This is a genomic window from Yoonia sp. 2307UL14-13 (assembly GCF_037572755.1).
In the GTDB taxonomy this organism is placed as follows: domain Bacteria; phylum Pseudomonadota; class Alphaproteobacteria; order Rhodobacterales; family Rhodobacteraceae; genus Yoonia.
This window is the reverse complement of the sequence record NZ_JBBIFZ010000001.1, coordinates 867566-889319: the sequence shown is the minus strand read 5'-3', so window position 1 is coordinate 889319 and position 21754 is coordinate 867566. Positions and strand designations below refer to the sequence as shown.

Below are 21754 nucleotides of genomic sequence, written 5' to 3'. Positions count from 1 at the left end.
GTAATGGTGCTACGGCTCGCGTGGTGCCTGGTTTGACTGACAGGAGTGATTTGATGTCGATCATGAAACTGACTGCGACAACCGCAGCCATTGCCCTTACCACAACATCGGCCGTCGCCCGCGACAATGTACAGGTCGCTGGGTCTTCGACGGTGCTGCCATATGCATCGATCGTCGCAGAAGCGTTCGGCGAAAACTTTGATTTCCCCACACCTGTCGTCGAGTCTGGCGGCTCTTCTGCCGGTCTGAAGCGGTTTTGTGAGGGCGTTGGCGAAAATACCATCGATATCGCCAACTCGTCCCGTCCAATCCGCGAAAGCGATTTGGAATTGTGCAACGAAAATGGTGTGACCGACATCATCGAAGTGCGCATCGGCTATGATGGCATCGTCTTCGCATCGCAGATCGACGGCCCGGAATTCACCGCTTTCGAAGCATCGGACATCTTCAACGCTTTGGGCGCCAAGGTTCTGGTCGATGGCGAAATCGTCGACAACCCGCATACGCAATGGGCTGACTTCAACGCCGATCTGCCTGCCGCCGACATCCTGGCCTTTATCCCAGGCACCAAGCACGGCACACGCGAAGTGTTCGAGGACAAGGTTCTGCTGCAGGGTTGCGAAGACACCGGCGCGATGGAAGCCATGATTGCAGGCGGCATGTCCGAAGATGATGCCGAAGATGCCTGTATCGAAGTGCGCGGCAACGGTATCACCGTTGATATCGACGGCGACTATACCGAGACGCTGGCGCGTGTGGACTCGAACCCGAACGGTATCGGCGTGTTTGGTCTAGCTTTCTACGAAAACAACACGGACTCGCTGAAAGTGGCGACGATCGGTGGCGTCGAGCCCAAGACCGAAACGATCGCATCCGGTGAATACCCTGTGTCGCGCCCGCTGTTCTTTTTCATCAAGAAGGCGCATATCGGCGTCATTCCCGGCCTGAAGGAATTCGCGGAGTTCTTTATCTCGAACGAGATTGCAGGCCCCGATGGTCCGCTGTCGGCATATGGTCTGGTCTCTGATCCAGAGCTGTCGGTTACGCAAGAAGCCGTGGCCAGCGAAGAAACGCTTTGATGGCCGAATATGCCAACCTCATCTGAGGTTGTATAGACAATCGTACCACGCTGCTGCTAGGCGGCGTGGTATCGTACCAAAGATGTCGGGGGACATCGCGAATGCCTGCAACATGGATTTTCTTGCTGCTGATGGCCATGGCGACGGTCGGCTATTTCGCTGCGCAAGCCCGGGCGATTGCATCCGCTGGCGGCGATGGCCGCAAACTGCATTCGCTCCCATCATATTATGGTGTCAACACGGCCCTTGCCGCTGCTGTGCCCGCCCTTGCCTTGCTGGCCATTTGGATGGTCGCGCAGCCAATCGTATTGAACGGTGTCGTCAGTGCCGATCTGCCGCCCGAAATCGCGACCGATAGTGGTCGGAGATCGTTGGCCTTGGCCGATGTGCGCCGTGTCGCCGACGGGTTGGATCTTGCGGTCGCCGAAGGCGCGATTACGGCACAGGAAGCCGACAATATCGGCTCAGACATCGCGGCTGTGCGCGATGGGCTGGCTGCCGTCGGCGTGGTCCTTGGGTCTGGTGTCGATGAAACGACCCTGCAAGTGGCGCAGCGCTATCGTGATTTGTCCGGCACGGGCAACATCTTGCGCCTGATTGCGGTGCTGCTGGTCGGATTTGGCAGCGCGGCAATCGCATATCGTATGACACACCGCGATTTTCGCGCCCGCAACTATGTCGAAACGGCGATCCTTATGGTGCTGATCGCGGCGGCGTGCGTGGCCATTCTGACGACGCTGGGGATTGTGTTGTCGCTTATCTTCAACACGGTCGATTTTCTGGGGCGATATCCGATTCAGGATTTCCTGTTCGGCACGCGGTGGGAGCCGAGCTTTTCCGGGCGTGGCGGGCAATCCGACCTTGGATTCCTTCCGCTGATCTGGGGGACGCTTTACATCTCGATCATCGCGTTGCTGGTGGCCGTGCCGATCGGCCTGTTCGCCGCGATCTATTTATCCGAATACGCGACGAAAGCCGTACGATCGATCGCGAAACCATTGCTGGAGGTGCTGGCCGGTATTCCGACCATCGTTTACGGGCTTTTTGCGCTGTTGACCGTCGGGCCGCTGTTGCTCGAGGCTTTCGGATCACGGGGCTGGCTGGGCCTTGGCTGGATGTCGGGCGGGACGGCGGCAATGACGGCGGGGCTGGTCATGGGGATCATGCTGATCCCTTTCGTCAGTTCACTGTCGGACGATATCATCAATTCGGTACCACAGGCGATGCGCGACGGATCGTTGGGCCTTGGTGCCACGCATTCCGAGACGATCAGGCAGGTGATCCTGCCCGCTGCCTTGCCGGGGATCGTGGGCGCGATCCTTTTGGCGGCCAGCCGCGCCATCGGCGAGACGATGATCGTCGTGCTGGGGGCGGGGGCCGCGGCGTCGCTGTCGATGAACCCGTTCGAGGCGATGACGACGGTGACCGCCAAGATCGTGTCGCAGTTGACAGGGGATGGTGAGTTCAACAGCCCCGAGACGCTGGTTGCCTTCGCCCTTGGCATCACGCTGTTCATCATCACGCTGGGGCTGAACGTGCTGGCCCTTTACATCGTCCGCAAATATCGGGAGCAGTACGAATGAGCGACGCAGCTATTCCGGTCTCCAAACCAAAGGGCAAATCCCTGCTTGAGGTCGATACCCGCACCCGCAAGCGGAACGCGGCCGAGAAGCGTTTTCAGGCCTATGGGATCGCCGCGATTTCGGTCGGTCTGCTGTTTCTGGTCGCGCTACTTTGGGCGATTGTCCAGAACGGTATTCCGGCCTTTACCCAGACGTTCGTGAACCTCGAGGTCGAATTGGTCGAGGAAAAGCTGGACCCAAACGGTAATCGCGACCCCGCGGATATCAAGAAAGTATCGACCTTCGGATATAATCCGCTGATCAAAGAGGCGCTGATCGCGAAGACGGCCGATATCCCGACAGAAGTGGAAGAGGGTGATCTGACCAAGATCCTGTCAGCATCGGCCGCCGCGATCGTTCGGGACTATGTGATCGAAAACCCTGATGAGATCGGGAATACCGTCACGTTTCGACTGCTGACGTCGTCGCGCGTCGATGGATACCTCAAAGGGCGCGTGCAGCGCGAAGATTTGGCGCGAGACAAAAACCTGGATGCGGCGCATCTGGACCTGATCGATGTGATGGTCGAGGCAGGGTCGGTAGAGCGGGTGTTCAACTGGGATTTCATCACCGGTGCCGATGCCTCGGAAAGTCGCCCGGAACAGGCGGGCATTGGGGTGTCCATGATCGGGTCGTTCTTCATGATGCTGGTGGTGCTGTTCCTTGCGCTGCCCATCGGGGTAGCGGCGTCGATCTATCTTGAAGAGTTCGCGCCGCAGAATAAGTTTACCGACCTGATCGAGGTGAATATCTCGAACCTTGCCGCGGTACCATCGATTGTCTTCGGTATCCTTGGCCTTGCCGTGTTCATTCAATTCGCGCATCTGCCGCAGTCGGCCCCGATTGTCGGGGGGCTGACACTGACATTGATGACGCTGCCGACCATCGTCATTTCGACACGGGCGTCGCTGAAGGCGGTGCCGCCATCGATACGGGATGCCGCGTTGGGCGTTGGGGCATCGAAGATGCAATCGGTGTTCCACCACGTGTTGCCACTGGCCATGCCCGGTATCTTGACCGGGACGATCATCGGTCTGGCGCAGGCGCTTGGCGAAACGGCACCGCTGCTCTTGATCGGGATGGTCGGTTTCATCGCGTCGAACTATCCTGACGGGGTCGCGGCGGGCTTTCTTGACCCGAACTCCGCCATGCCCGCGCAAATCTATGAATGGGCAAAACGTGCCGACCCCGCCTATTACGAACGTGCCTGGGGCGGCATCATCGTTTTGCTGCTGTTCCTGCTGACCATGAACATCATCGCGATCATTTTGCGCCGCCGCTTTGAACGCCGCTGGTAGGAGAGATAGTATGGAAGATATGTACCACGCAGATCGGGCTGTCAGCACAATGCAAGATGTCAAGATTTCCGCCAAGGACGTACAGGTCTATTATGGCGACAACCATGCGATCAAGGACGTCAGCGTCGAGATCGAGGACAAGACCGTCACGGCCTTCATCGGCCCGTCGGGCTGTGGGAAGTCGACGTTTTTGCGCTGCATCAACCGGATGAACGACACGATCGATATTTGTCGGGTCGAAGGGGATATCTTGATCGATCACGAAGATATCTACGACTCAAAGGTCGACCCGGTACAGTTGCGGGCCAAGGTGGGGATGGTGTTTCAGAAGCCGAACCCGTTCCCCAAGTCGATCTATGACAACGTCGCCTACGGCCCCAAGATTCATGGCCTTGCCAGGAACAAAGCCGAGCTGGACGAAATCGTCGAAAGGGCCCTGCGACGCGGCGCGATCTGGGACGAGGTCAAGGACCGCCTGAACGCGCCCGGCACCGGCCTTTCGGGTGGTCAGCAGCAGCGTTTGTGCATCGCGCGCGCGGTCGCGACAGAGCCCGAGGTGCTGTTGATGGACGAACCCTGTTCGGCGCTAGACCCGATTGCGACGGCGCAGGTCGAAGAACTGATCGATGAATTGCGCCAGAACTATTCGGTGGTGATCGTCACCCACTCGATGCAGCAGGCCGCACGGGTCAGCCAGAAAACCGCGTTTTTCCACCTGGGCAACCTTGTCGAATATGGCGAAACCGACAAGATTTTCACCAATCCCGAAGATGACCGGACCGAGAGCTATATCTCGGGCCGTATCGGGTAAGGAGCACATGACGATGAACGAACATATCTCATCGGCCTATGACCGCGACCTCGAGGCGATCACGACGCTGATCATGAAGATGGGCGGGCTGGTCGAAGATGCGATCATCAAGTCGGCGAAATCGCTGTCGGACCGCGATGTCGAACTCGCGGAAGAGGTTCGCAAGGGCGACAAGGCGATCGACGCGCTGGAAGAGCAGATCAACGAAGAGGCCGCGCGCGTCATCGCGCTGCGCGCGCCCGTATCGAAAGACTTGCGAACCATCCTGACCGTTTTGCGCCTGGCCGCGTCGCTGGAACGCATCGGTGATTATGCGAAAAACATCGCCAAGCGAACCAGCGTGCTGGTCGAGATGGGGTCGGTCAATGGATCTGATGTTTCGCTGCGCCGGATGGCGCGTGAGGTGCAGGTAATGATGAAGGAAACCCTGGACGCCTATGTGCGTGGTGATGCCGATCTGGCCGAGGATGTGCGCCAGCGCGACCAGGAGGTGGACCAGATGTATAACGGTTTGTTTCGCGAATTCCTCACGTTCATGATGGAAGATCCGCGCAACATCACGGCCTGCATGCATCTGCATTTCATCGCAAAGAATATCGAACGGATGGGTGATCTGACGACCAACATGGCCGAACAGGTCATCTATCTCGTCACGGGCAGCATGCCGGATGAGGCGCGTCCGAAGGGCGACAAAACATCCTTTGTCACTGACCCGCATTGACGCAATGGCCCAACAGCCCCACGTTCTGATCGTCGAAGACGAAGCTGCACAACGCGAAGTGCTGGCCTACAACCTCGAGGCAGAGGGATTTCGGGTGACGCGCGCCGAGAACGGGGAAGAAGGGCTGTTATGCGTCGAGGAAGACACGCCCGACGTTATCGTGCTGGATTGGATGATGCCGCATCTGTCGGGGATCGAAGTGTGTCGGCGGATCAAGATCAGGCCCGAAACGCGCACCATCCCGATCATCATGCTCTCGGCGCGGTCCGAAGAGGTCGATAAGGTTCGCGGTTTGGAAACCGGGGCCGACGACTATGTCGTCAAGCCGTACTCCGTGTCGGAGTTGATGGCGCGTGTTCGCACCCAGCTGCGACGTGTACGTCCGGCGACCGTGGGCCAGGTGCTGGTTTTCGACGATATCGTCCTGGATGCCGAAACCCACCGTGTGACGCGCGCCGATAACCAGCTGAAGCTCGGCCCGACCGAGTTTCGTCTATTGACGACCTTCATGGAAAAACCGGGCAGGGTCTGGTCGCGTGATATGCTGCTGGATCGTGTGTGGGGGCGCGACATCTATGTGGATACGCGAACCGTCGATGTGCATGTCGGGCGGCTCCGCAAGGTGCTGACACAGCATGGCGGTGCCGACCCGGTCCGCACCGTCCGCGGTGCGGGATACGCTTTGGGCTAGTCCGAAGAATCGTTTATTGTGTTCACCGCCAGAAAGGCGAGCAGAACACCAACAACGATGTAGGTTGCATTTAACGAAGACGTTTGCGCGGCTTCGGTTTCGAATCCGCCGAAATCGGGTGGCGTCATCGCTTCGGATTTCGCTTCATCCGCCGACGCGGCGCTGCCGGATAGGATCAATGCGCCGATTGCCACGATACGTGTGATCATCTGTCTGCCCTCATTCCTCTTTCGCGGAAAGCTATCAGACCGATATGGTTATGCAATCGGATAAGGCGCGTTCCGTGATCGATTAACCTTCCCACGGCCCATGCTGATCGGTTCTGCCGTCGAACCGGGCAAAGCCGTGGGCACCAAAGAAATCCCGCTGTCCCTGGATCATATTTGCTGTCCCGCGCGCGGTACGCATGGTGTCGAAATAGGCGAGGGCCGCGGACAACGCCGGCACGGCAAGCCCGTGCGTGGTCGACACGGCAACGACCTCTCGCAACGCGGTGTGGGTGTTCTTGAGGACCGAAGCGAAATGCGGCGCGAACATCAGATTGCGATCTGCATCGTCAGCCAGCGAAGAGGCCATATCGTCCAGCATGGCCGATCGAATGATGCAGCCGGCGCGCCAGACCTTGGCGATTTCTGGCAGGGGCAGCGCCCAGCCGAATTGATCCGATGCGGCATGGATCATGCCGAAACCCTGCGCATAGCAGATGATCTTACCCGCGATCAGCGCGCTTTCCAGGGTGTCGTGCGGCAGCATGCCATCATGCAGCCGTTTCGGGGCGCTGCCGAACAGGTCTTCGCCTTTGGCGCGGGCTTCTCTCTGCGATGACAGGTTACGCGCGGCGACCGCGGCCTCGATCACCGGCACCGGCGCGGCCAGATGCTGCGCCTCGATCGCCGTCCAGCGCCCGGTACCCTTTTGACCCGCAGCATCGACGATCACATCGAGCATTGGATAACCCGTTTCCGGGTCGATCGCAGCGGCGACTTTGGCAGAGATTTCGATAAGGTACGATTTCAGCGGGCCGTCATCCCATTTGGCAAAGGTTTTAGCGATACCAGGATGATCCATGCCGTGTCCGTCCCGCATGACTCCATAGATTTCCGCGATCATCTGCATATCGGCATATTCGATGCCGTTATGCACCGCCTTGACGAAATGCCCCGCGCCCTCATCGCCCATCCATGTCGCGCAGGGCGTGCCGTCGTGTTCGGCCGCGATCGCGGTTAGAATATGCGCGACCCGATCCCAGTGTTCGCGCTTACCGCCACCCATGATCGATGGGCCGAAACGCGCCCCTTCCTCACCGCCCGAAACACCGATTCCCAGGAATGGCAGTTCGCCTGCTGCTTGTGCCCGACGGTTGGTGTCATGAAAATTCGCGTTACCAGCATCGATGATCATGTCATCATCTTCCAAAAGGGGGCGCAGAGCGGCGATCTGATCATCGACTGGATCACCGGCAGGCACCATCAGGATGATTGCGCGTGGCTTTGCGATCGCAGCGACCAGCTCATCGAGCTTTTCGGTCGGTATGATGCGATCCGACAGATCGCTCGCATCTTCATGAAATCGTGTCGTTTTTTTCGTGGTTCGGTTCCAGACCGCGATCTTGAAACCGTTATCCGCGATGTTCAGCGCAAGTGCTGCGCCCATCGTTCCCAAGCCGATCAGGCCGATTTCCGCGTCGCTCATCCGCTGTCCTCCGAGGCAGTTCAGCGGTTGTATAGGGTGGATCACCAGGATTGAAAACGCCGCGGCACTTGCAATTTTCAAAAACGTGATCAATGTTCAAGTTTGAGATTGGAGATACCGATGCAAATCTGCGGAGCAGGATCATACCTACCGGGCAAGCCGCGCCTTTCCGCGGATCTGGATTCCATCCATGGGTTGGACCCCGGCACCGTCAGGCATCTGACCGGCGTGGAAAGCCGTCATTTTTGCGGTGACCAGGATGATCAGATTTCCATGGGGGTGGCGGCGGCGCGGCGGGCAATGAAAGAGGCGGAGGTCGACCATACCGATATCGATCTGATCATCAGTGCGGCCGCAGTCCCGTATCAGCCGATTCCGTCGACGGCACCGCTTTACCAGCGTGCTCTTGGGATCGCGGACGGTACCGCTTATGCCTTTGACATCAACAGCACCTGTCTGAGCTTTGTAACGGCGCTGGATGTCTGTGAAGGTTTGTTCGCGGGTCAGCGGTACAAAACCGCGCTGATCATCTCGTCCGAGGTCGCATCGCGGGCCTTGCCATGGAAGACCCACCCCGGTGTTGCGGGTCTGTTTGGAGATGGTGCCGCGGCAGTGGTCGTACGTAAAGGCGGGCGTGCTCTGACGACACTGACCCGCACCTATCCCAGTGCATATGAAAGCTGTGGTATCGGCGCCGGGGGCACCCGGTTCGACTTTCATCGAGATGAACCGACCTTTGCCGCACATGCCCTGTTCGACATGGAAGGGAAGGACCTGTTTCGGGTTACGGCCCGATATTTCACTGGTTTCGTCGATGACCTGATCGCGCGGTCCGGTTGGCATCGGGACGCGATCGATCTGGTCGTCCCTCATCAGGCAAGCCCCCGGGCGCTGTCTAGGATGATCCGGCAATGCGGATTTGCCGAAAGTCAGGTTTTGAATATCAGCGCGACGGTCGGCAATCAGGTTGCGGCGTCGATCCCCTTTGGTCTTTGCCAAGCGCGGTCACATCTGGCCGCAGGCAGTAACGTCTTGCTACTTGGCACGTCGGCCGGCGTGTCCTTCGGCGGCGTGGCGTTGATCCTCTGATGGCGGTTCTTGTCACCGGCGCGACGGGGTTTCTGGGGTCGCACGTCGCACTATCCTTGCAGCGCGGCGGGCGGCAGGTTGTTGCAACTGGCCGCAATCGCGCGCGGCTGAACGAACTTGGCTCTGCGGGCCTGCACACGATCGCGCTGGATCTCTCACAACCGATGACAGATGACGCGATGGACCACCTTTCGTCGGTGCAGACTGTCGTGCACTGTGCTGGACTGTCCTCGCCATGGGGACGCGACGCGGATTTCTTCACGCATAATGTCACCGCCACGCGGCATCTGATCGCCATAGCTCAACAGGTCGGCGTGAAGCGTTTTGTCCTGATCTCGACCGCGAGCGTCTATTTTCGTTTCGCCGATCAGTCCGATGTGTCCGAGGATCAGTTGCCCGACCGTTTTGTCAACGCCTATGCACGGACCAAGCGCGCAGCAGAGCGGCAGGTGTTATCGCACGCGGATATCGGCCCGATCGTGCTGCGACCACGCGGCATATATGGTGCGGGGGATACCGCGCTGCTACCGCGTCTTTTGCGCGTGGCCCGTCGCCGCCCGTTACCCCGTTTCGCCCAAGGCGGCGCGACGGACATAACTCATGTGCACGATGTTGTCAGGGCCGTCCATATGGCGCTTGCCGCACCGCTGGAACTGAACGCCGAGGTTTTCAACATCTCGGGCGGCGTGGGGATACCATTAGCCGACATCATCGAAAGCGCCTGCGCGCGGGTAGGGGTCGTGCCGCGCTGGCGGCGCGTGCCGTTCCCGGCTGCATTGGTCGGTGCGCGCGTACTGGAAACGGCAGCGAAGCTGTTGCCGGGGCGACCCGAGCCACCGGTGACCGCCTACAGCCTCGGCATTCTACGATACCGTCAAACCATGGACATCACGAAAGCAGGGGCACGCCTTGGATGGCACCCGATGGTGTCGTTCGAGGAAGGTCTGACGCGGACCTTCCAGAAAAGCGTGCAGCAAAAGGGTATGATATGATCCGCCCCGTCTTTGCAAACACGGCCTGGATCACCACGCGACGTGGTTTGATCCTGCGCGGCGGTGGGATGGCGCGCGTGCGGCTGAAAGTACGGGTCGGGCTGATCGAACATCCCCGGTGGGGTCCGGTGTTGATCGATGCCGGCTATGGTCCGCAAGTGTCACAGGCCCCGGGCCGATCGCTTGCGCTGCGCATCTATGCGAGGCTTTTGCGTTTTAAAATCAACCCGTTGGAGAGCCCGCTGGCCCTGCTTGCCGATCACGGGTACCTGCCGGATGATGTACGTGTGGTTCTTTTGACCCATCTGCATGCGGATCATATCGCCTATCTGAACGATCTGCCGAACGCGACCTTCGTGATCCATGACCATGTGCACGGCGACCTCCGGCAGGGCGTCTTCAACGAATTGTTGCCCGCCGACTTCGCCGGGCGGTGCAGGATGCTGCAGGAACATCCGACGCAGATATTGCCGTTCGATCTGGGTGAGGGGTTCGATGTCTTGGGCGACGGAAGCGTTTTGGGTGTGCCGCTGCCGGGTCATGCGCCGGGGCATTACGGGCTGTGTTTCCCTGGCGGGCGTCCGCTGCTTTACGGCGCCGACCTGCAATGGCTATGTGCGGCGGTTATCGAGGGGCGCACACCGGGTTTTCCTGCGTCATGGATCGGCGAAGGGCGTGCCAGGACCGCTGAAAGTGTCGATTTCGCCCAACGTTTCGTGCGCGGCGGTGGTGATCTGGTTCTATGTCATGATCCCACGCCGACGGCATATGACTGGGCACCACGCTATGTTTGAAATGCGACACGCGATAACCGCCTATTGGCGCGCGCGGCGTTTGCGCACGAAGGCCGATCTCAAGCACAGACAGCGCATCAGCTTGCATCACTGGCTGCATAATTCTGTGCCGCGCGTACCGCGATATGCAGGGTTTCGTGGTAAGCTGGATGATTTGCCCATGATGGACAAGGTCGCGCTGATGGCGGATTTCGGCAGTTTCAACACCGCGGGGATCGATGCCGATGCCGGGTGGGCCGCGTTTGCGGGTGACAAGCGTATTGGCGACTACATCATCGGGGCCAGCACTGGAACAAGCGGGAACCGTGGTCTGTTCGTCATCTCGCAGGCCGAGCGATATCGCTGGTTGGGCACGATCCTTGCCAAGGCGCTGCCCGGTTTCTGGCGGCAGAGGCATCGGATTGCGGTCATCCTGCCGCTCAACACGCCGCTTTACGACAGCGCCAACCGGACCAAGGCCTTGCGGCTGAAGTTCTTTGATTTGGCTGAGGACTGGACAAAGGCGTTGATCAATTTCGATCCTACCGTGATCATCGCGCCACCGAAAATACTGGTTCATCTGGCGCAGCAGCGAACACCCATATCACCAAAACACATCTTTTCCGGTGCGGAGCAGCTGGATCTGCTTGATCGCCATCTGATCGCCGAATATTTCACCACGACTATTCGCGAGATATATATGGCCACCGAAGGTCTTTTCGCCGTCTCATGCCCGCTTGGAACACTGCATCTGTGCGAAGACACGATGCATTTCGAATTGCCACCTGTAGGAGACGACCCAAACCTGCGCGAGGTCATCATCAGCGACTTCAGCCGGACGACGCAGATCATGGCGCGGTATCGAATGAACGACCTGGTCCGACTGGCAGCACAACCATGCCCTTGCGGATCGCCGCTGATGGCGATTTCCGAAGTTGTCGGACGGCGTGATGATTGCTTTCGTCTTGGTGCGCACCGCGTCTTGATCACGCCCGATCTGATCCGCAATGCAATCGTCGATAGCGATCGACGGATTACTGATTTTCGGGTCACACAGACAGGGCCGAACCAGGTTGTGTTGCAGACGGACGTGGCAGGTCACGTTGCGCTTGACGGATTGATCAGCCTGTTTCGCAAGAAGGGGGCCAACGTCAACGTCTTGCTCTCGCACGAACCGATGATCGCGCCGAAGGGCCGCAAATTGCGCCGGGTCAAGAATGCCTGCGCGTCCTGAGCGTGTATTGATCACCGGAGCCCGAGCACCGGTGGCCTTGCATATGGCACGTCTGTTGTCGGCCGCGGGATGCCACGTGGTGATGGCCGACAGCCTGCGCCATGCATTGGGCTTTGCTTCGGGTGTGCATCAGGGGACGGTGCGTTTGCCGCCGTTCAACGCGGATCCGCCTGTTCTGGCCCACGTCATGCAAGCGGTAATCGACGATCATGCCATCACGCATGTCCTTCCGACATGTGAAGAGGTTATCTATCTCGCCCGACTGTGGGAGGTGCATCGCATGAACGCGACTCTGATCGCCCCCGATGCGGCGACATTGCTGTCCGCCCACAACAAGTATCAATTCATCGAAATGGCGCGCGCTGCCGGTGTAGCGGTTCCACGCACATGGCTGATGCAAAGCGGGGATGATCCGGACGAACCGAATTTGCCCAGCACAGCGCTGGTCTACAAACCCGTTTGGTCCCGGTTCGGTGAGCGTGTTTTGATCCGGCCCCGCCGGATCACATTCCGACCCAGCACGCAATCGCCATGGGTGGCGCAGGAATACCTGCATGGCGATCTGTGCTGTGCCTATGCGGTTGCGGATGCGGGCAAGATATCCGCTTGTGCCATCTATCATCCGCTTTATCCGGCCGGGCAGGGCGGTGGCACGGCATTTGCGCCATTGGATGCGCCCGACATCGCCGATGCCGTCGCGGCCTTCGCGGCGTATCACCGCTGGACCGGTCAGTTGTCTTTCGATGTCATCCGCACGGAAACAGGGCCGTTTTTCATTGAATGCAATCCGCGTGCGACGAGCGGTCTGCATCTGTTCGAAAACGGTGTGTCATTCGCCGATGCGCTATTCGGACAGGGGCAGGCGATGCCGGTGACGGTCGGGCTTTATGGGGTCAGACTCGCAATGGCATTATATGGGGTGCGATGGGGCCGACTACGTGCACTTTGGCACGACCTCCGGCGTGCGCAGGATGTTATCGCGTGGCAAGGGGACAGGGTGTCGGCTTCACGGCAGCTACGCGCCTTCGCCGAGATCGCTGGTATCGCCGTCCGGCATCGGATTAGCCTGCAGACGGCCAGCACATACGATATCGCCTGGAATGGGTCAGAGGCCGAAACGCCGTAGCAGGGGCACGCCGATCCAGTCCAGCAGTGACCTGACCGTCGCGGTCGCGATACGCTGACGCCAGCCACGATGGCGCACATAAACGGCGGTGTATTCGATCATCGGTTCGGCATTGCGATAGCGTTTGAAACGGGCAGCACCTGCGCTCATGTTGTAAAAACGACCCGTCTCGATCGCCTCGGCCTGTGCATGGGCGTTCAACATGCGATAGAGGCCCCATTTCTGGGGTTTTGACGTGTCATAGCCCAGGATGGGTACGGTCATGGTGTTCCCGCGCGTAAACATTCCCACCACACCATCGAGGATTTGATCCGCACCTCGCAGACCGACAATCCGAAGCAGACCGATCCGGTGGGCCTGCGTCAGAAACGCAGCCGTATAAGTCGGGTTCAGGGGCGTGTATTTTTCCAGATACAACATCGCATAAAGGTCGGCGGCACGATTGAAATCCGCATCCGTGAAATCATCCGCAGGCACAATGTCATACGGTCCTGTGGCAAGCAGGGCAGCATCGCGTTTCATATCGATGGTCGGTTTGGGCCGTTTCCGGGTGTCATAGGCGTAGATTTGACGCGCGGGCAGCAGCGCAAAGCCCGCGCTTTTCAGCGCGTTGATCGTGCTTGCATCCGTCATTTCGTTTATTGACCGGATGACGATGGCCCGGTCCGGGTAGGTTTCGGTCAGATCATCGCGTAAGGCTTTGGCCTGATCGGGCGTCAGATCGGGAACAGGGTTGGTCGAGAAAAGCCAGTTGTTGGGCTGGACCTGCCGGTCAAGACCTGTCGCCTGCATTATCGGGCGGCAAAGTCGCAGCAGCAGCCTGATGGCGGTTTTCAGCGAAGGTCGGGCATTGAAATGCCGTGTTTCCTCCAGCGCATAGTCGACATAGGCGACAGTCGGGCTGCAAATATAGCAGTCGGGCGGATCGCTGAGTGTCATGGGTAAGGTCAGATCATCCAATTCATAGCGTTGAACCTTGGCAAGCAGATTGGTGATCGGTCGGTCGGGGGCGTCGTCTTCGAACATTGCTGCAAGTTTTGCCAACAATGCGGCGTCGTCCGCGTTGGCGGCGCTCAAGATGTTTTCTCGATGATCGTCACGGCGCGATAACCCGGGATAAGGTCGGGTGCGATCACGAACGGGATGTCACGTTCGCGGATCAAATGCATCAGTGGGGCGGTATCGGTGCTGCTGGTGCTTGCGACATAGACCATATGCGGTCGTCTGCGCAGGACAGCGCGGGTCGCCTCGGCAAGGCTGGGTTTGATCCGGTTCAGGTTCGTGATGCCATGTTTGTCGCGCAATGCGGCGATGGTCCTATCGACCCTGGTACGGCGCAGGTGGCGCGTCCGGTCACCGAGCGGTTGGCAGGTCGGCTTAGAGAAATCGAAAAGTGCCGTGATCTTGTCGACGAAATCCCGGCTGACATCATGCCCGGCCAAATGGTCGAGCGTTGAACAGCCGTGATAGCCGCCGTTTGTCTTGATTGCTTCGTTTAGCAAAGTACGGCTGACAAGCCCCGAGATTACGCCGCCCAGAATACCCGACGGGATCAACCAATCTTCGTCCGTGGGGGCCATCCAGGCGAACCCCCCGATATCCCCCAGCGTCGCCAGCCGAGGTGTGGGGATACCGCAGGCGGGTGCGGCTTTGGTCAGCTCTCCGGCGATTGCACCTTTCCCGGTCCATCCATCGACGAACACGACCGACCGGGCGGGGTGCCGCGCCAGGATGTGTTTCATCGCCACCGCATCCAACCCACGATCGCGAATGATCGAGATGCCGTAGTGGTGGCAGTCCCGCCCCATCCGTATTAGGGCACGTTTAAGAAGAACGCCAACGGGCAACCCGGCACGGGCGAGACTGACAAGGACGATGTCACCGTCGATCTGTTGGGCAAGACCCTTGGCCAGAGAAACCACAGCGTCCGCCATCCGCTGACCATTCGCTACAAGCGCTTGTTCATAGATCGCCATGTAGTCGGCACTTGGCGGATGTTCCGGTGCGAGAATTTCGGAGTAATGAAGCGCGCCGCTTTGGATCAACCGTTCTTTCTCTGCGACATCGGTGAGGGCCATGTCGATCGGTTGCAAAAGGAGCGTGACGTCGTCCGGATCGTAAGAGCCTGAAAATATCATAGCGTTTGTGCGATCTGGCTGCGGGATGGGATCATCATCACATCGGTTGCGCGCATAAAGTCGAGATCACTAAGGCTGTCACCAAAGCCGAGCGTCGGGCGGGCGCCATCCGCGTTCAGCCCGGCATGAAGGTAGTTGACAGCCGCCGCCTTACCCGAACCGGGCGGGATGAGCGCAAGCGTCTCGGTATTGAAATGCCGGGTCCAGCCGGTGCAGTCGACGGGAAGAGCCTTCAAAGCGCTGATGCTGTCTGGCGTGATGACGTTCAACTTGAAAACGACATAGGTGGCCAGATCACCTTCTGTCACGATCCATGATCTGACATCGATACTCGCGTTCGTCGCAGCACTGCGGCCCTCATCCAGCAGGGCATTCATCCGATCCTGCAAGGGCAAGAGACGCATGTTCATCTGTTGCTGCCAAGGAATGTTGGTTGCACCACCCGGCTCCAGAATGACGGCCCCATTCGAAACGATGGCCCAGGAGCTAAACGGCAGGTCCACCCGCGAGAAGGCATCGCCGGATCGGGCGGTCACCGGTATCAGTTCGGTCGTCGTGTTCAGCCAATCGAAAAGGGTCGCTTGCCGGGCGGTCATGAACGAGGCTTTGCGCGGATCGCCATTGCCCGCCACGGCTGCCGGGCGGGCGATCTGGTCTTCCGTCATCTTGCGCCGCGACTGGAACAGCGTGTCGTCGAGGTCGGCAAAGACCAGAGGTCTTGGGTCAGGCATGGATGCTCAGCACTTCGGGCTTCAGCGCATCGATCAAAACGGGATCAATGCTGTCGGGCGGTGTTTCGACACACAGGATGATCCGGTCATATGCTGCGGGATCGACGTTGTAGAGGTAGTTCGGTACGCCCAACCCGTAATTGTCGCGGCAGCGGATCAGATCGGTGATCATCAGCCCTTTGAAGATGGGGGACCGTCCGACGGCGGCGAATTTGACCTGCTCACCCTGCCGGGCCAGGTCCTCGGCCAAAAGGAACGGTTGCCAGACGAATTCCGACGTTCCCAGGACAAGCGTTCGCCGTGCTGGCCGCGCTTTGGCGTTGAGCATGCGGACGTTCTTCGTAATACCCAGACGCCCCCAATCCATGTTCGTGGCCAGATCATAGCTGCCGCGTTCGGCGATATCGGCGGGTAGGGAATGCGTGGCGACGTTGTTGCTGGGGGTCCAGCTGTAGCTGCCCTTCGCAAGGGCGATGCTGCGCACGCGCGCCTGCGGAAAAACGCGCGCGACAGCTGCAGCGGCTTTGCCAGCGGACCAATCAGTCAGGAAAGTGCAGATGATGTTTTGTGGCGATATGTCCTGCGCATGCAGCGCGGTGGCAAGATTATATAGTGTCCTGCCGGTCGTCGCCTCGTCATCGACAAGGATCAGCGTCTGTGCGTTCATCAGCATATCCCGGTGCGCCGGATCGGCAGGCATATGGATCAGTTGATGGGTGGCGTGGCTGTGCTCTTCCTTGAAATGGGCCAGCATGTCGTCCTTCAGTGGGTGCCGGGTCGTGGGCAGATAAAGCGCATCATTCCGACCAAGGGCATCATGCACACCAGCACCCATGCCGATGGCGGTTTCGGCCATACCGACCACCAGAACGGGGCCGGGAAGATCCGCAGGCATTTGCGCGGCAAGATCAGTGTATGTCTGTCGCATCACAAGCGGGCAGACGGGCACATAACGACCCAGGACTTTGCTGACGAAGATGAATGCGCGCTTGGGATTGCGCCGCTCGGCGAAACCGAACAGGTCTTCGGGCGGCAGGAGGCTGTCAAAGACTTCCACGGCAGCACTGCCTGTTGTCATGTCAGCCGTCAATTTCATCCGCGCCCTCCGCAATATGGTGTTTTAAAAAGAAGAACGCGACCCGGGTTTCCGGATCGCGTGTGCAGGGGGCGCAATGCCCCGACAGCTATTAGCCGATATTTACACCATGGCTTGATGCCAAAGCACCCAGGCCGCCAGAGAAACCCTGACCCACCGCCTTGAATTTCCATTCGTCGTTGTGGCGATAGAGTTCGCCAAAGATCATCGCCGTTTCGGTCGAATAATCCTCGGACAGATCAAAGCGTACGATTTCCGCGTCGCCTGCATTGTTGACCACACGCACAAAAGCGTTCGAGACCTGTCCAAAGTTCTGGCCGCGGCTGTCGGCATCGTGGATCGTCACGCCGATCACCAGCTTTTTCACCTCGGCAGGGACCTGCGGCAACTCGACCTTGATTTGTTCGTCATCGCCGTCGCCTTCGCCCGTGCGGTTGTCGCCCATATGCTCGACGCCGGACCCCGTCTTGTTGTTGTAGAAAATGAAGTCGGCGTCAGACCGCACTTTTCCGTCTTCGCCGGTGATGAACATCACAGCGTCAAGGTCAAAATCGGCACCATCGGTGGCGCGCACATCCCAGCCCAGCCCGATCATGGCCGAGGTAAGGCCCGGGGCCTCTTTGGACAGAGAAACGTTACCACCTTTGGAGAGGGATACACCCATGTTGAATTCCTTCTTTTGATTGTTGATGGCGTTAAGCCATTGAAGTTACTGCACATGACGTAATCATGATTGCGCGGACTTTTAGGGGGAAAAATCGGCGATTTGCGTCACCCGATATTCACACCGAACTGACTGCACATCGCACCAAGGCCACCGGCATAGCCCTGACCAACGGCCTTGAACTTCCATTCGCCGTCGTTGCGATAAAGCTCACCAAAGACCATGGCGGTTTCGGTCGAGTAATCCTCGGTCAGGTCAAAGCGCACGACTTCGTTGCCCGAGTCTTCGTTCACGATCCGGATGAAGGCGTTCACCACTTGTCCGAAATTCTGGCTCCGACTTTCGGCATCATGGATAGTGACGGTGATTGCGATCTTGTCCACATCGGAGGCCATTTTTGTCAGATCGACCTTGATCTGTTCATCATCGCCGTCACCTTCCCCGGTCCGGTTGTCGCCGGTATGAGTGACCGAACCTTCGGCACTGACCATCTGGTTGTAGAAGATGAAATCATGGTCGCCGCGCACCTTGCCAGTTGCGTTCAGCAGGAACGCCGATGCGTCGAGATCGAAATCGGCCCCGTCCGTCCCCCGTTCATCCCAGCCGAGGCCGACAACCATGCGCTGCAGGCTCGGGTCGGTTTTGGTCAGGCTCAGGTTGCCACCTTTTTGCAGTGAAAGTCCCATTTGGTCCTCCTTCGTTTAGTTTGCCATTGCCGGCACAAGATATTGCGCTGCGACGAAAGCGACGTAAGCCGCCACCATCGCATAGCCCAGGGTTTTGGTGATTTTGCCGACGGTCAGCATCCAGACGGCAAAGCCGACCGATACCGCCACGGTCGCCCACATCTGCACACCGGTCAGGACCGACACGACATCGAGCGGTTTGATGATCGCGGTCAGCGCGACGATCGACAGGATGTTGAACGTGTTCGAGCCGATGATGTTGCCAAGGATCAGGCCGAGCGATTGCCGCCGCGCAGCCGCGATACAGGTCGACAATTCCGGCAAGGATGTCCCGAACGCCACGACGGTCAAGCCGATGATCGCCTCGGGCACACCGATGATCGTCCCGGTCACGACCGCGCCACGCACCAACATCTCGGACCCGATGGCCAGCGCCACAAGACCACCGATCAGGAAAAAGACGGCTGTCTGCATCGTTTCGATTCCGCCTTCCTCGTCATCGTCGTCCTCTTCGAGTTCGAGCGTATTGGTGAAATACTGATACGCGACAAAGGCCACCAGGATCGCGAACATGATCAGGCCAAGCAGCATACCGAACTGCCCCGACATCATCCCGTAAACCAGGATGGCTGTGGCGAGCAGCATCATGAACAAGTCTTTCATCAGGTCCTTGGCCTTGCCTTCGACCTGCAGGATCGTCGCTGTAGCCCCCAACACCAGCAGAATATTCGCGATATTCGATCCCAGCACGTTACCCAGCGAGATACCTGGGAAGCCGGACAAGTTGGCGTTCACCGACGTGAAAAGTTCGGGAACGGACGTCCCGAACGAGATGATCGTCGCCCCGATAAAGAGGGGCGACAGGCCCGTTTTCTCTGCCACGAAAACGGCGGCATCGATCGTCCAGTCGCCGCCCTTGATCAGCAGGTAGAGGCCGAACATGACGGCCCCGGCGGCGAGCACGAAAAGCTCGTAATTTGAAAGCTCCAACTGGATAATCCTGATTACAGATCGAATTCAGAGGGCGACAGGCCAAGCTCGGTGCAGATATCTGCCACGACCTTACGCTCATCCGCGTCGAAATCACCGTCGGCCGCGCCAATCGCGCAACAGACCCGGACCATTGTGCGTGCGGCCTCATCCTTGCCCCGCAAGCGGGTGATTTTCTTCATCGCTTCGATCTTGCCGATGGCGGCGTCGAATTCGAAACCTTCGACGATCTTGTTGAACGCTTCGATCACCTTGGTCATGTCGAATACGCTGAGTTCCTCGGAGCGGTTGATGAACGCCGCCATCTTCTGCTTTTCCTCGGAACTGATGTCGCCGTCCGCAGCCGCCACAAGGGCACAGCCCGCCACCACAGCCTCCATAAAGTCGGCATTCTTGTATTTCGCCACCTCGGTCTTCATCTTTTCCCGCGCGGCGGTCGCATTGGTTTTCAGCCAATTCAGCATGATCTTTCCTTTCTTACTTGCGGCCGGCACGCCATTGCAGCGGATACCGGTAATGTTCACTCATTTGAGGATGGGCGGGGAAGTATTGCACCTGCCGTGAAAACTTGATCCCGCCATTGTCGTTGGTGATCTCGGCGATGGCACACATACCCAGATTACTGGCCTCGTCCAGCTTGACCTCGACCGGGCCACTATCGGGGATATAGATGGTAATGGTCCCATCGGCAGAGGCCCAGTTCGGCACGCCTTCATAAATGAATGCGTAGACAAGGACGCGGCGCAGGTTATGCCATTGACTGCCGTTGATGCGCATCCATTCACCGCCGGACACCGCACCGGTACGGTCGTCGCCGGCCAGTTCGATGAAGGGCGGCTGTTCATAGCTGCCGAACGTGTTGCCCAGAGCTTGCACGGCACCGACTTGGCCATTCGACATCTCGAAGAAACAGCCAAGATCGAGGTCAATCGCCTTACCTTTGAGTCCGAAGATGCCCTTTTTCTGGCCACCCGTCTGGGTCCAGTTCAGGTTGATCTCGATCTGACCAAAGCCTTCGGATTTCTTCGCCAGACTGACCGATGGTTTGTCCTTGGTCAGCGTGACCTTGGACAAGTTGACCGATGGAGGGGCAGGGGGCTCTGGTGTCGGATTATTCGTGGGAGGGGGCGGAGGTGGTACGCCTGGTCCAGGGGGCGGTGGTGGTGACGGAGCTGCCGGTTCGTCGATGACCACGCCGTAATTCGTCGCCAGCGGTCCGAGGCCACCGTTGAAGCCCTGCGCCACAGCGCGGAATTTCCACTGACCATTGCGCAGGTACAGCTCACCCAAGATGAGGGCGGCCTCGGATGCATCACCTGTCGCGATGTCAAACTCGACCGCCTCACCGCTATCCGGGGCAGCGACGACTTTAAGCCGCTCAAGCGAACTGACCGGTCCGCTGGCCGTCGTTCCAACGATGGCAAGAGATGTGACGTCACCTGCCAGTTTTGACAAATCCATGTCAAAGACCGTCTTGCGCCCATCAGCATCCACCGTTGCCAGATCCTTGATCTGAACCGACCCGTCATTGGCCTGTCGTTGACCGTAAAAGATCATATCGGCATCGCTGCGAACTTTTTTTGCATCGGTCAGCAAAAAACAGGAGACGTCCAGCTCTTCGGCGTTCGGATTGCGGTCTTTCCACGCGACTGTCACCTGCAGAGACGTGGAACCAAGCGGTGCGTTACCGCCTTTCGTCAGGCTTGCCATATCAACCCCTCCGGTTGTCGGGATCAGATATGGGCCAGCGCGTCCGGCACCAGTTGGTCGGCCGTACGTCCGACGCCGGGCATGCCGATCGCTTTCAGCTGCCAGTCACCGCCATTACGCGACAGGACCGCCATGACGACACCGGTATGCGCACCTTGTTCGGTCAGGGTGAAACGGCAGAGTTCCTTTTGCGTGTCGTCGTCCAGCACGCGGCAAAAGGCGTTGTCGACCTCGTTAAAGGTCTGGCCTTGATAGGAATTCACAAAGAAAACAAGGGTTTCGACATTGGTTGGCAGGCGTTCGAGGTCAACCTTGATCGACTCGTCGTCGCCTTCGCCCTCACCTGTCAGGTTGTCGCCGGTATGCAAAATCGCGCCATCGGGCGACTGCAACTGGCCAAAATAGACAATTCCCGTCGGCTCTTTCGCGCTGTCGAAGGTGATGACCGAAGCGTCGAGGTCGATATCCTTTGGGCCCGTCAGCTTTGCAAAGAAACCTTTTGGCGCGACGGGATCCCAACCAAGGCCCATATGCACCCGTTTCAGCCCCGATGACTCTTTCTTCAAGCTGATGGTTTGCCCTTTAGACAGTGAAATGGCCATGAATGTCTC

23 protein-coding genes are annotated in these 21754 nt (G+C 58.8%); 11 read left to right on the top strand and 12 right to left on the bottom strand.

Annotation, left to right across the window (positions count from 1 at the left end; all coding sequences use genetic code 11):
• Window positions 1–53 precede the first annotated feature (53 nt).
• The 6 genes from V8J85_RS04595 (at window position 54) to phoB (ending at window position 6222) form a co-directional block, all read left to right on the top strand.
• Entirely contained in the window at window positions 54–1079 is a 1026-nt protein-coding gene (locus tag V8J85_RS04595) for a PstS family phosphate ABC transporter substrate-binding protein (RefSeq protein WP_339952500.1), read from the top strand.
• A gap of 101 nt (window positions 1080–1180) precedes the next feature.
• The gene (gene pstC / locus V8J85_RS04590; protein WP_339952499.1) at window positions 1181–2662 is read left to right on the top strand and encodes a phosphate ABC transporter permease subunit PstC; all 1482 of its coding nucleotides are present in this window, start codon (window positions 1181–1183) and stop codon (window positions 2660–2662) included.
• Window positions 2659–3999 carry a phosphate ABC transporter permease PstA gene (gene pstA, locus V8J85_RS04585; protein ID WP_339952498.1) on the top strand — a complete coding sequence of 447 codons (1341 nt, stop codon included), beginning with the start codon at window positions 2659–2661 and terminating at the stop codon, window positions 3997–3999. Before pstC ends, pstA begins: the two co-directional genes overlap by 4 nt.
• A 10-nt stretch (window positions 4000–4009) precedes the next feature.
• A complete protein-coding gene (pstB, locus tag V8J85_RS04580; protein WP_339952497.1) occupies window positions 4010–4810 on the top strand; it encodes a phosphate ABC transporter ATP-binding protein PstB in 801 nt (266 codons plus the stop codon).
• Window positions 4811–4823: 13 nt separating this feature from the next.
• Window positions 4824–5531, top strand: coding sequence for a phosphate signaling complex protein PhoU (gene phoU / locus V8J85_RS04575; protein WP_339952496.1), 708 nt, complete (start codon window positions 4824–4826; stop codon window positions 5529–5531).
• 4 nt (window positions 5532–5535) lie between these two features.
• The gene (phoB, locus tag V8J85_RS04570) at window positions 5536–6222 is read left to right on the top strand and encodes a phosphate regulon transcriptional regulator PhoB (RefSeq protein ID WP_339952495.1); all 687 of its coding nucleotides are present in this window, start codon (window positions 5536–5538) and stop codon (window positions 6220–6222) included.
• On the opposite strand, the gene V8J85_RS04565 is transcribed toward phoB, so the two are convergent.
• Complete coding sequence (locus tag V8J85_RS04565) at window positions 6219–6431, bottom strand: hypothetical protein (RefSeq protein WP_339952494.1); 213 nt, start codon at window positions 6429–6431, stop codon at window positions 6219–6221. The genes phoB and V8J85_RS04565 overlap by 4 nt on opposite strands.
• 82 nt (window positions 6432–6513) lie before the next feature.
• Entirely contained in the window at window positions 6514–7914 is a 1401-nt protein-coding gene (gene gndA / locus V8J85_RS04560) for an NADP-dependent phosphogluconate dehydrogenase (RefSeq protein WP_339952493.1), read from the bottom strand.
• Between the two features lie 102 nt (window positions 7915–8016).
• Between gndA and V8J85_RS04555 the strand changes: the two genes are divergently transcribed.
• The 5 genes from V8J85_RS04555 to V8J85_RS04535 are packed head-to-tail and all read left to right on the top strand — an operon-like array spanning window position 8017 to window position 13128.
• On the top strand, window positions 8017–9003 hold the full coding sequence (locus tag V8J85_RS04555; RefSeq protein ID WP_339952492.1) for a 3-oxoacyl-ACP synthase III family protein: 987 nt from the start codon (window positions 8017–8019) through the stop codon (window positions 9001–9003).
• The gene (locus V8J85_RS04550; RefSeq protein WP_339952491.1) at window positions 9003–9995 is read left to right on the top strand and encodes an NAD-dependent epimerase/dehydratase family protein; all 993 of its coding nucleotides are present in this window, start codon (window positions 9003–9005) and stop codon (window positions 9993–9995) included. The genes V8J85_RS04555 and V8J85_RS04550 overlap by 1 nt, the downstream gene beginning before the upstream one ends.
• Window positions 9992–10789 (top strand): MBL fold metallo-hydrolase, encoded by a 798-nt coding sequence (locus V8J85_RS04545; protein ID WP_339952490.1) that lies wholly within the window; start codon window positions 9992–9994, stop codon window positions 10787–10789. The genes V8J85_RS04550 and V8J85_RS04545 overlap by 4 nt, the downstream gene beginning before the upstream one ends.
• Window positions 10782–12002, top strand: coding sequence for a CoF synthetase (locus tag V8J85_RS04540; RefSeq protein ID WP_339952489.1), 1221 nt, complete (start codon window positions 10782–10784; stop codon window positions 12000–12002). Before V8J85_RS04545 ends, V8J85_RS04540 begins: the two co-directional genes overlap by 8 nt.
• Window positions 12003–12045: 43 nt before the next feature.
• Window positions 12046–13128: an ATP-grasp domain-containing protein gene (locus tag V8J85_RS04535; RefSeq protein WP_339952488.1), complete on the top strand. Its 1083-nt coding sequence runs from the start codon at window positions 12046–12048 to the stop codon at window positions 13126–13128.
• Here V8J85_RS04535 and V8J85_RS04530 read toward each other — a convergent pair.
• The 10 genes from V8J85_RS04530 to V8J85_RS04485 all read right to left on the bottom strand — a co-directional run bounded on the left by V8J85_RS04530 (window position 13108) and on the right by V8J85_RS04485 (window position 21745).
• Window positions 13108–14205, bottom strand: coding sequence for a GNAT family N-acetyltransferase (locus V8J85_RS04530; protein ID WP_339952487.1), 1098 nt, complete (start codon window positions 14203–14205; stop codon window positions 13108–13110). The genes V8J85_RS04535 and V8J85_RS04530 overlap by 21 nt on opposite strands.
• Window positions 14202–15266: a cysteine protease StiP domain-containing protein gene (locus V8J85_RS04525; RefSeq protein ID WP_339952486.1), complete on the bottom strand. Its 1065-nt coding sequence runs from the start codon at window positions 15264–15266 to the stop codon at window positions 14202–14204. The genes V8J85_RS04530 and V8J85_RS04525 overlap by 4 nt, the downstream gene beginning before the upstream one ends.
• A complete protein-coding gene (locus V8J85_RS04520; RefSeq protein WP_339952485.1) occupies window positions 15263–15997 on the bottom strand; it encodes a hypothetical protein in 735 nt (244 codons plus the stop codon). The genes V8J85_RS04525 and V8J85_RS04520 overlap by 4 nt, the downstream gene beginning before the upstream one ends.
• On the bottom strand, window positions 15990–17093 hold the full coding sequence (locus V8J85_RS04515; RefSeq protein WP_339952484.1) for a phosphoribosyltransferase domain-containing protein: 1104 nt from the start codon (window positions 17091–17093) through the stop codon (window positions 15990–15992). Before V8J85_RS04515 ends, V8J85_RS04520 begins: the two co-directional genes overlap by 8 nt.
• Before the next feature lie 91 nt (window positions 17094–17184).
• Entirely contained in the window at window positions 17185–17757 is a 573-nt protein-coding gene (locus V8J85_RS04510) for a TerD family protein (protein ID WP_339952483.1), read from the bottom strand.
• A gap of 107 nt (window positions 17758–17864) precedes the next feature.
• Entirely contained in the window at window positions 17865–18443 is a 579-nt protein-coding gene (locus V8J85_RS04505) for a TerD family protein (RefSeq protein WP_339952482.1), read from the bottom strand.
• A gap of 15 nt (window positions 18444–18458) precedes the next feature.
• On the bottom strand, window positions 18459–19433 hold the full coding sequence (locus V8J85_RS04500; protein ID WP_339952481.1) for a calcium/sodium antiporter: 975 nt from the start codon (window positions 19431–19433) through the stop codon (window positions 18459–18461).
• 14 nt (window positions 19434–19447) lie between these two features.
• The gene (locus V8J85_RS04495; RefSeq protein WP_339952480.1) at window positions 19448–19897 is read right to left on the bottom strand and encodes a tellurite resistance TerB family protein; all 450 of its coding nucleotides are present in this window, start codon (window positions 19895–19897) and stop codon (window positions 19448–19450) included.
• 13 nt (window positions 19898–19910) lie between these two features.
• On the bottom strand, window positions 19911–21143 hold the full coding sequence (locus V8J85_RS04490; protein WP_339952479.1) for a TerD family protein: 1233 nt from the start codon (window positions 21141–21143) through the stop codon (window positions 19911–19913).
• Window positions 21144–21166: 23 nt separating this feature from the next.
• On the bottom strand, window positions 21167–21745 hold the full coding sequence (locus tag V8J85_RS04485) for a TerD family protein (RefSeq protein WP_339952478.1): 579 nt from the start codon (window positions 21743–21745) through the stop codon (window positions 21167–21169).
• Window positions 21746–21754 lie beyond the last annotated feature (9 nt).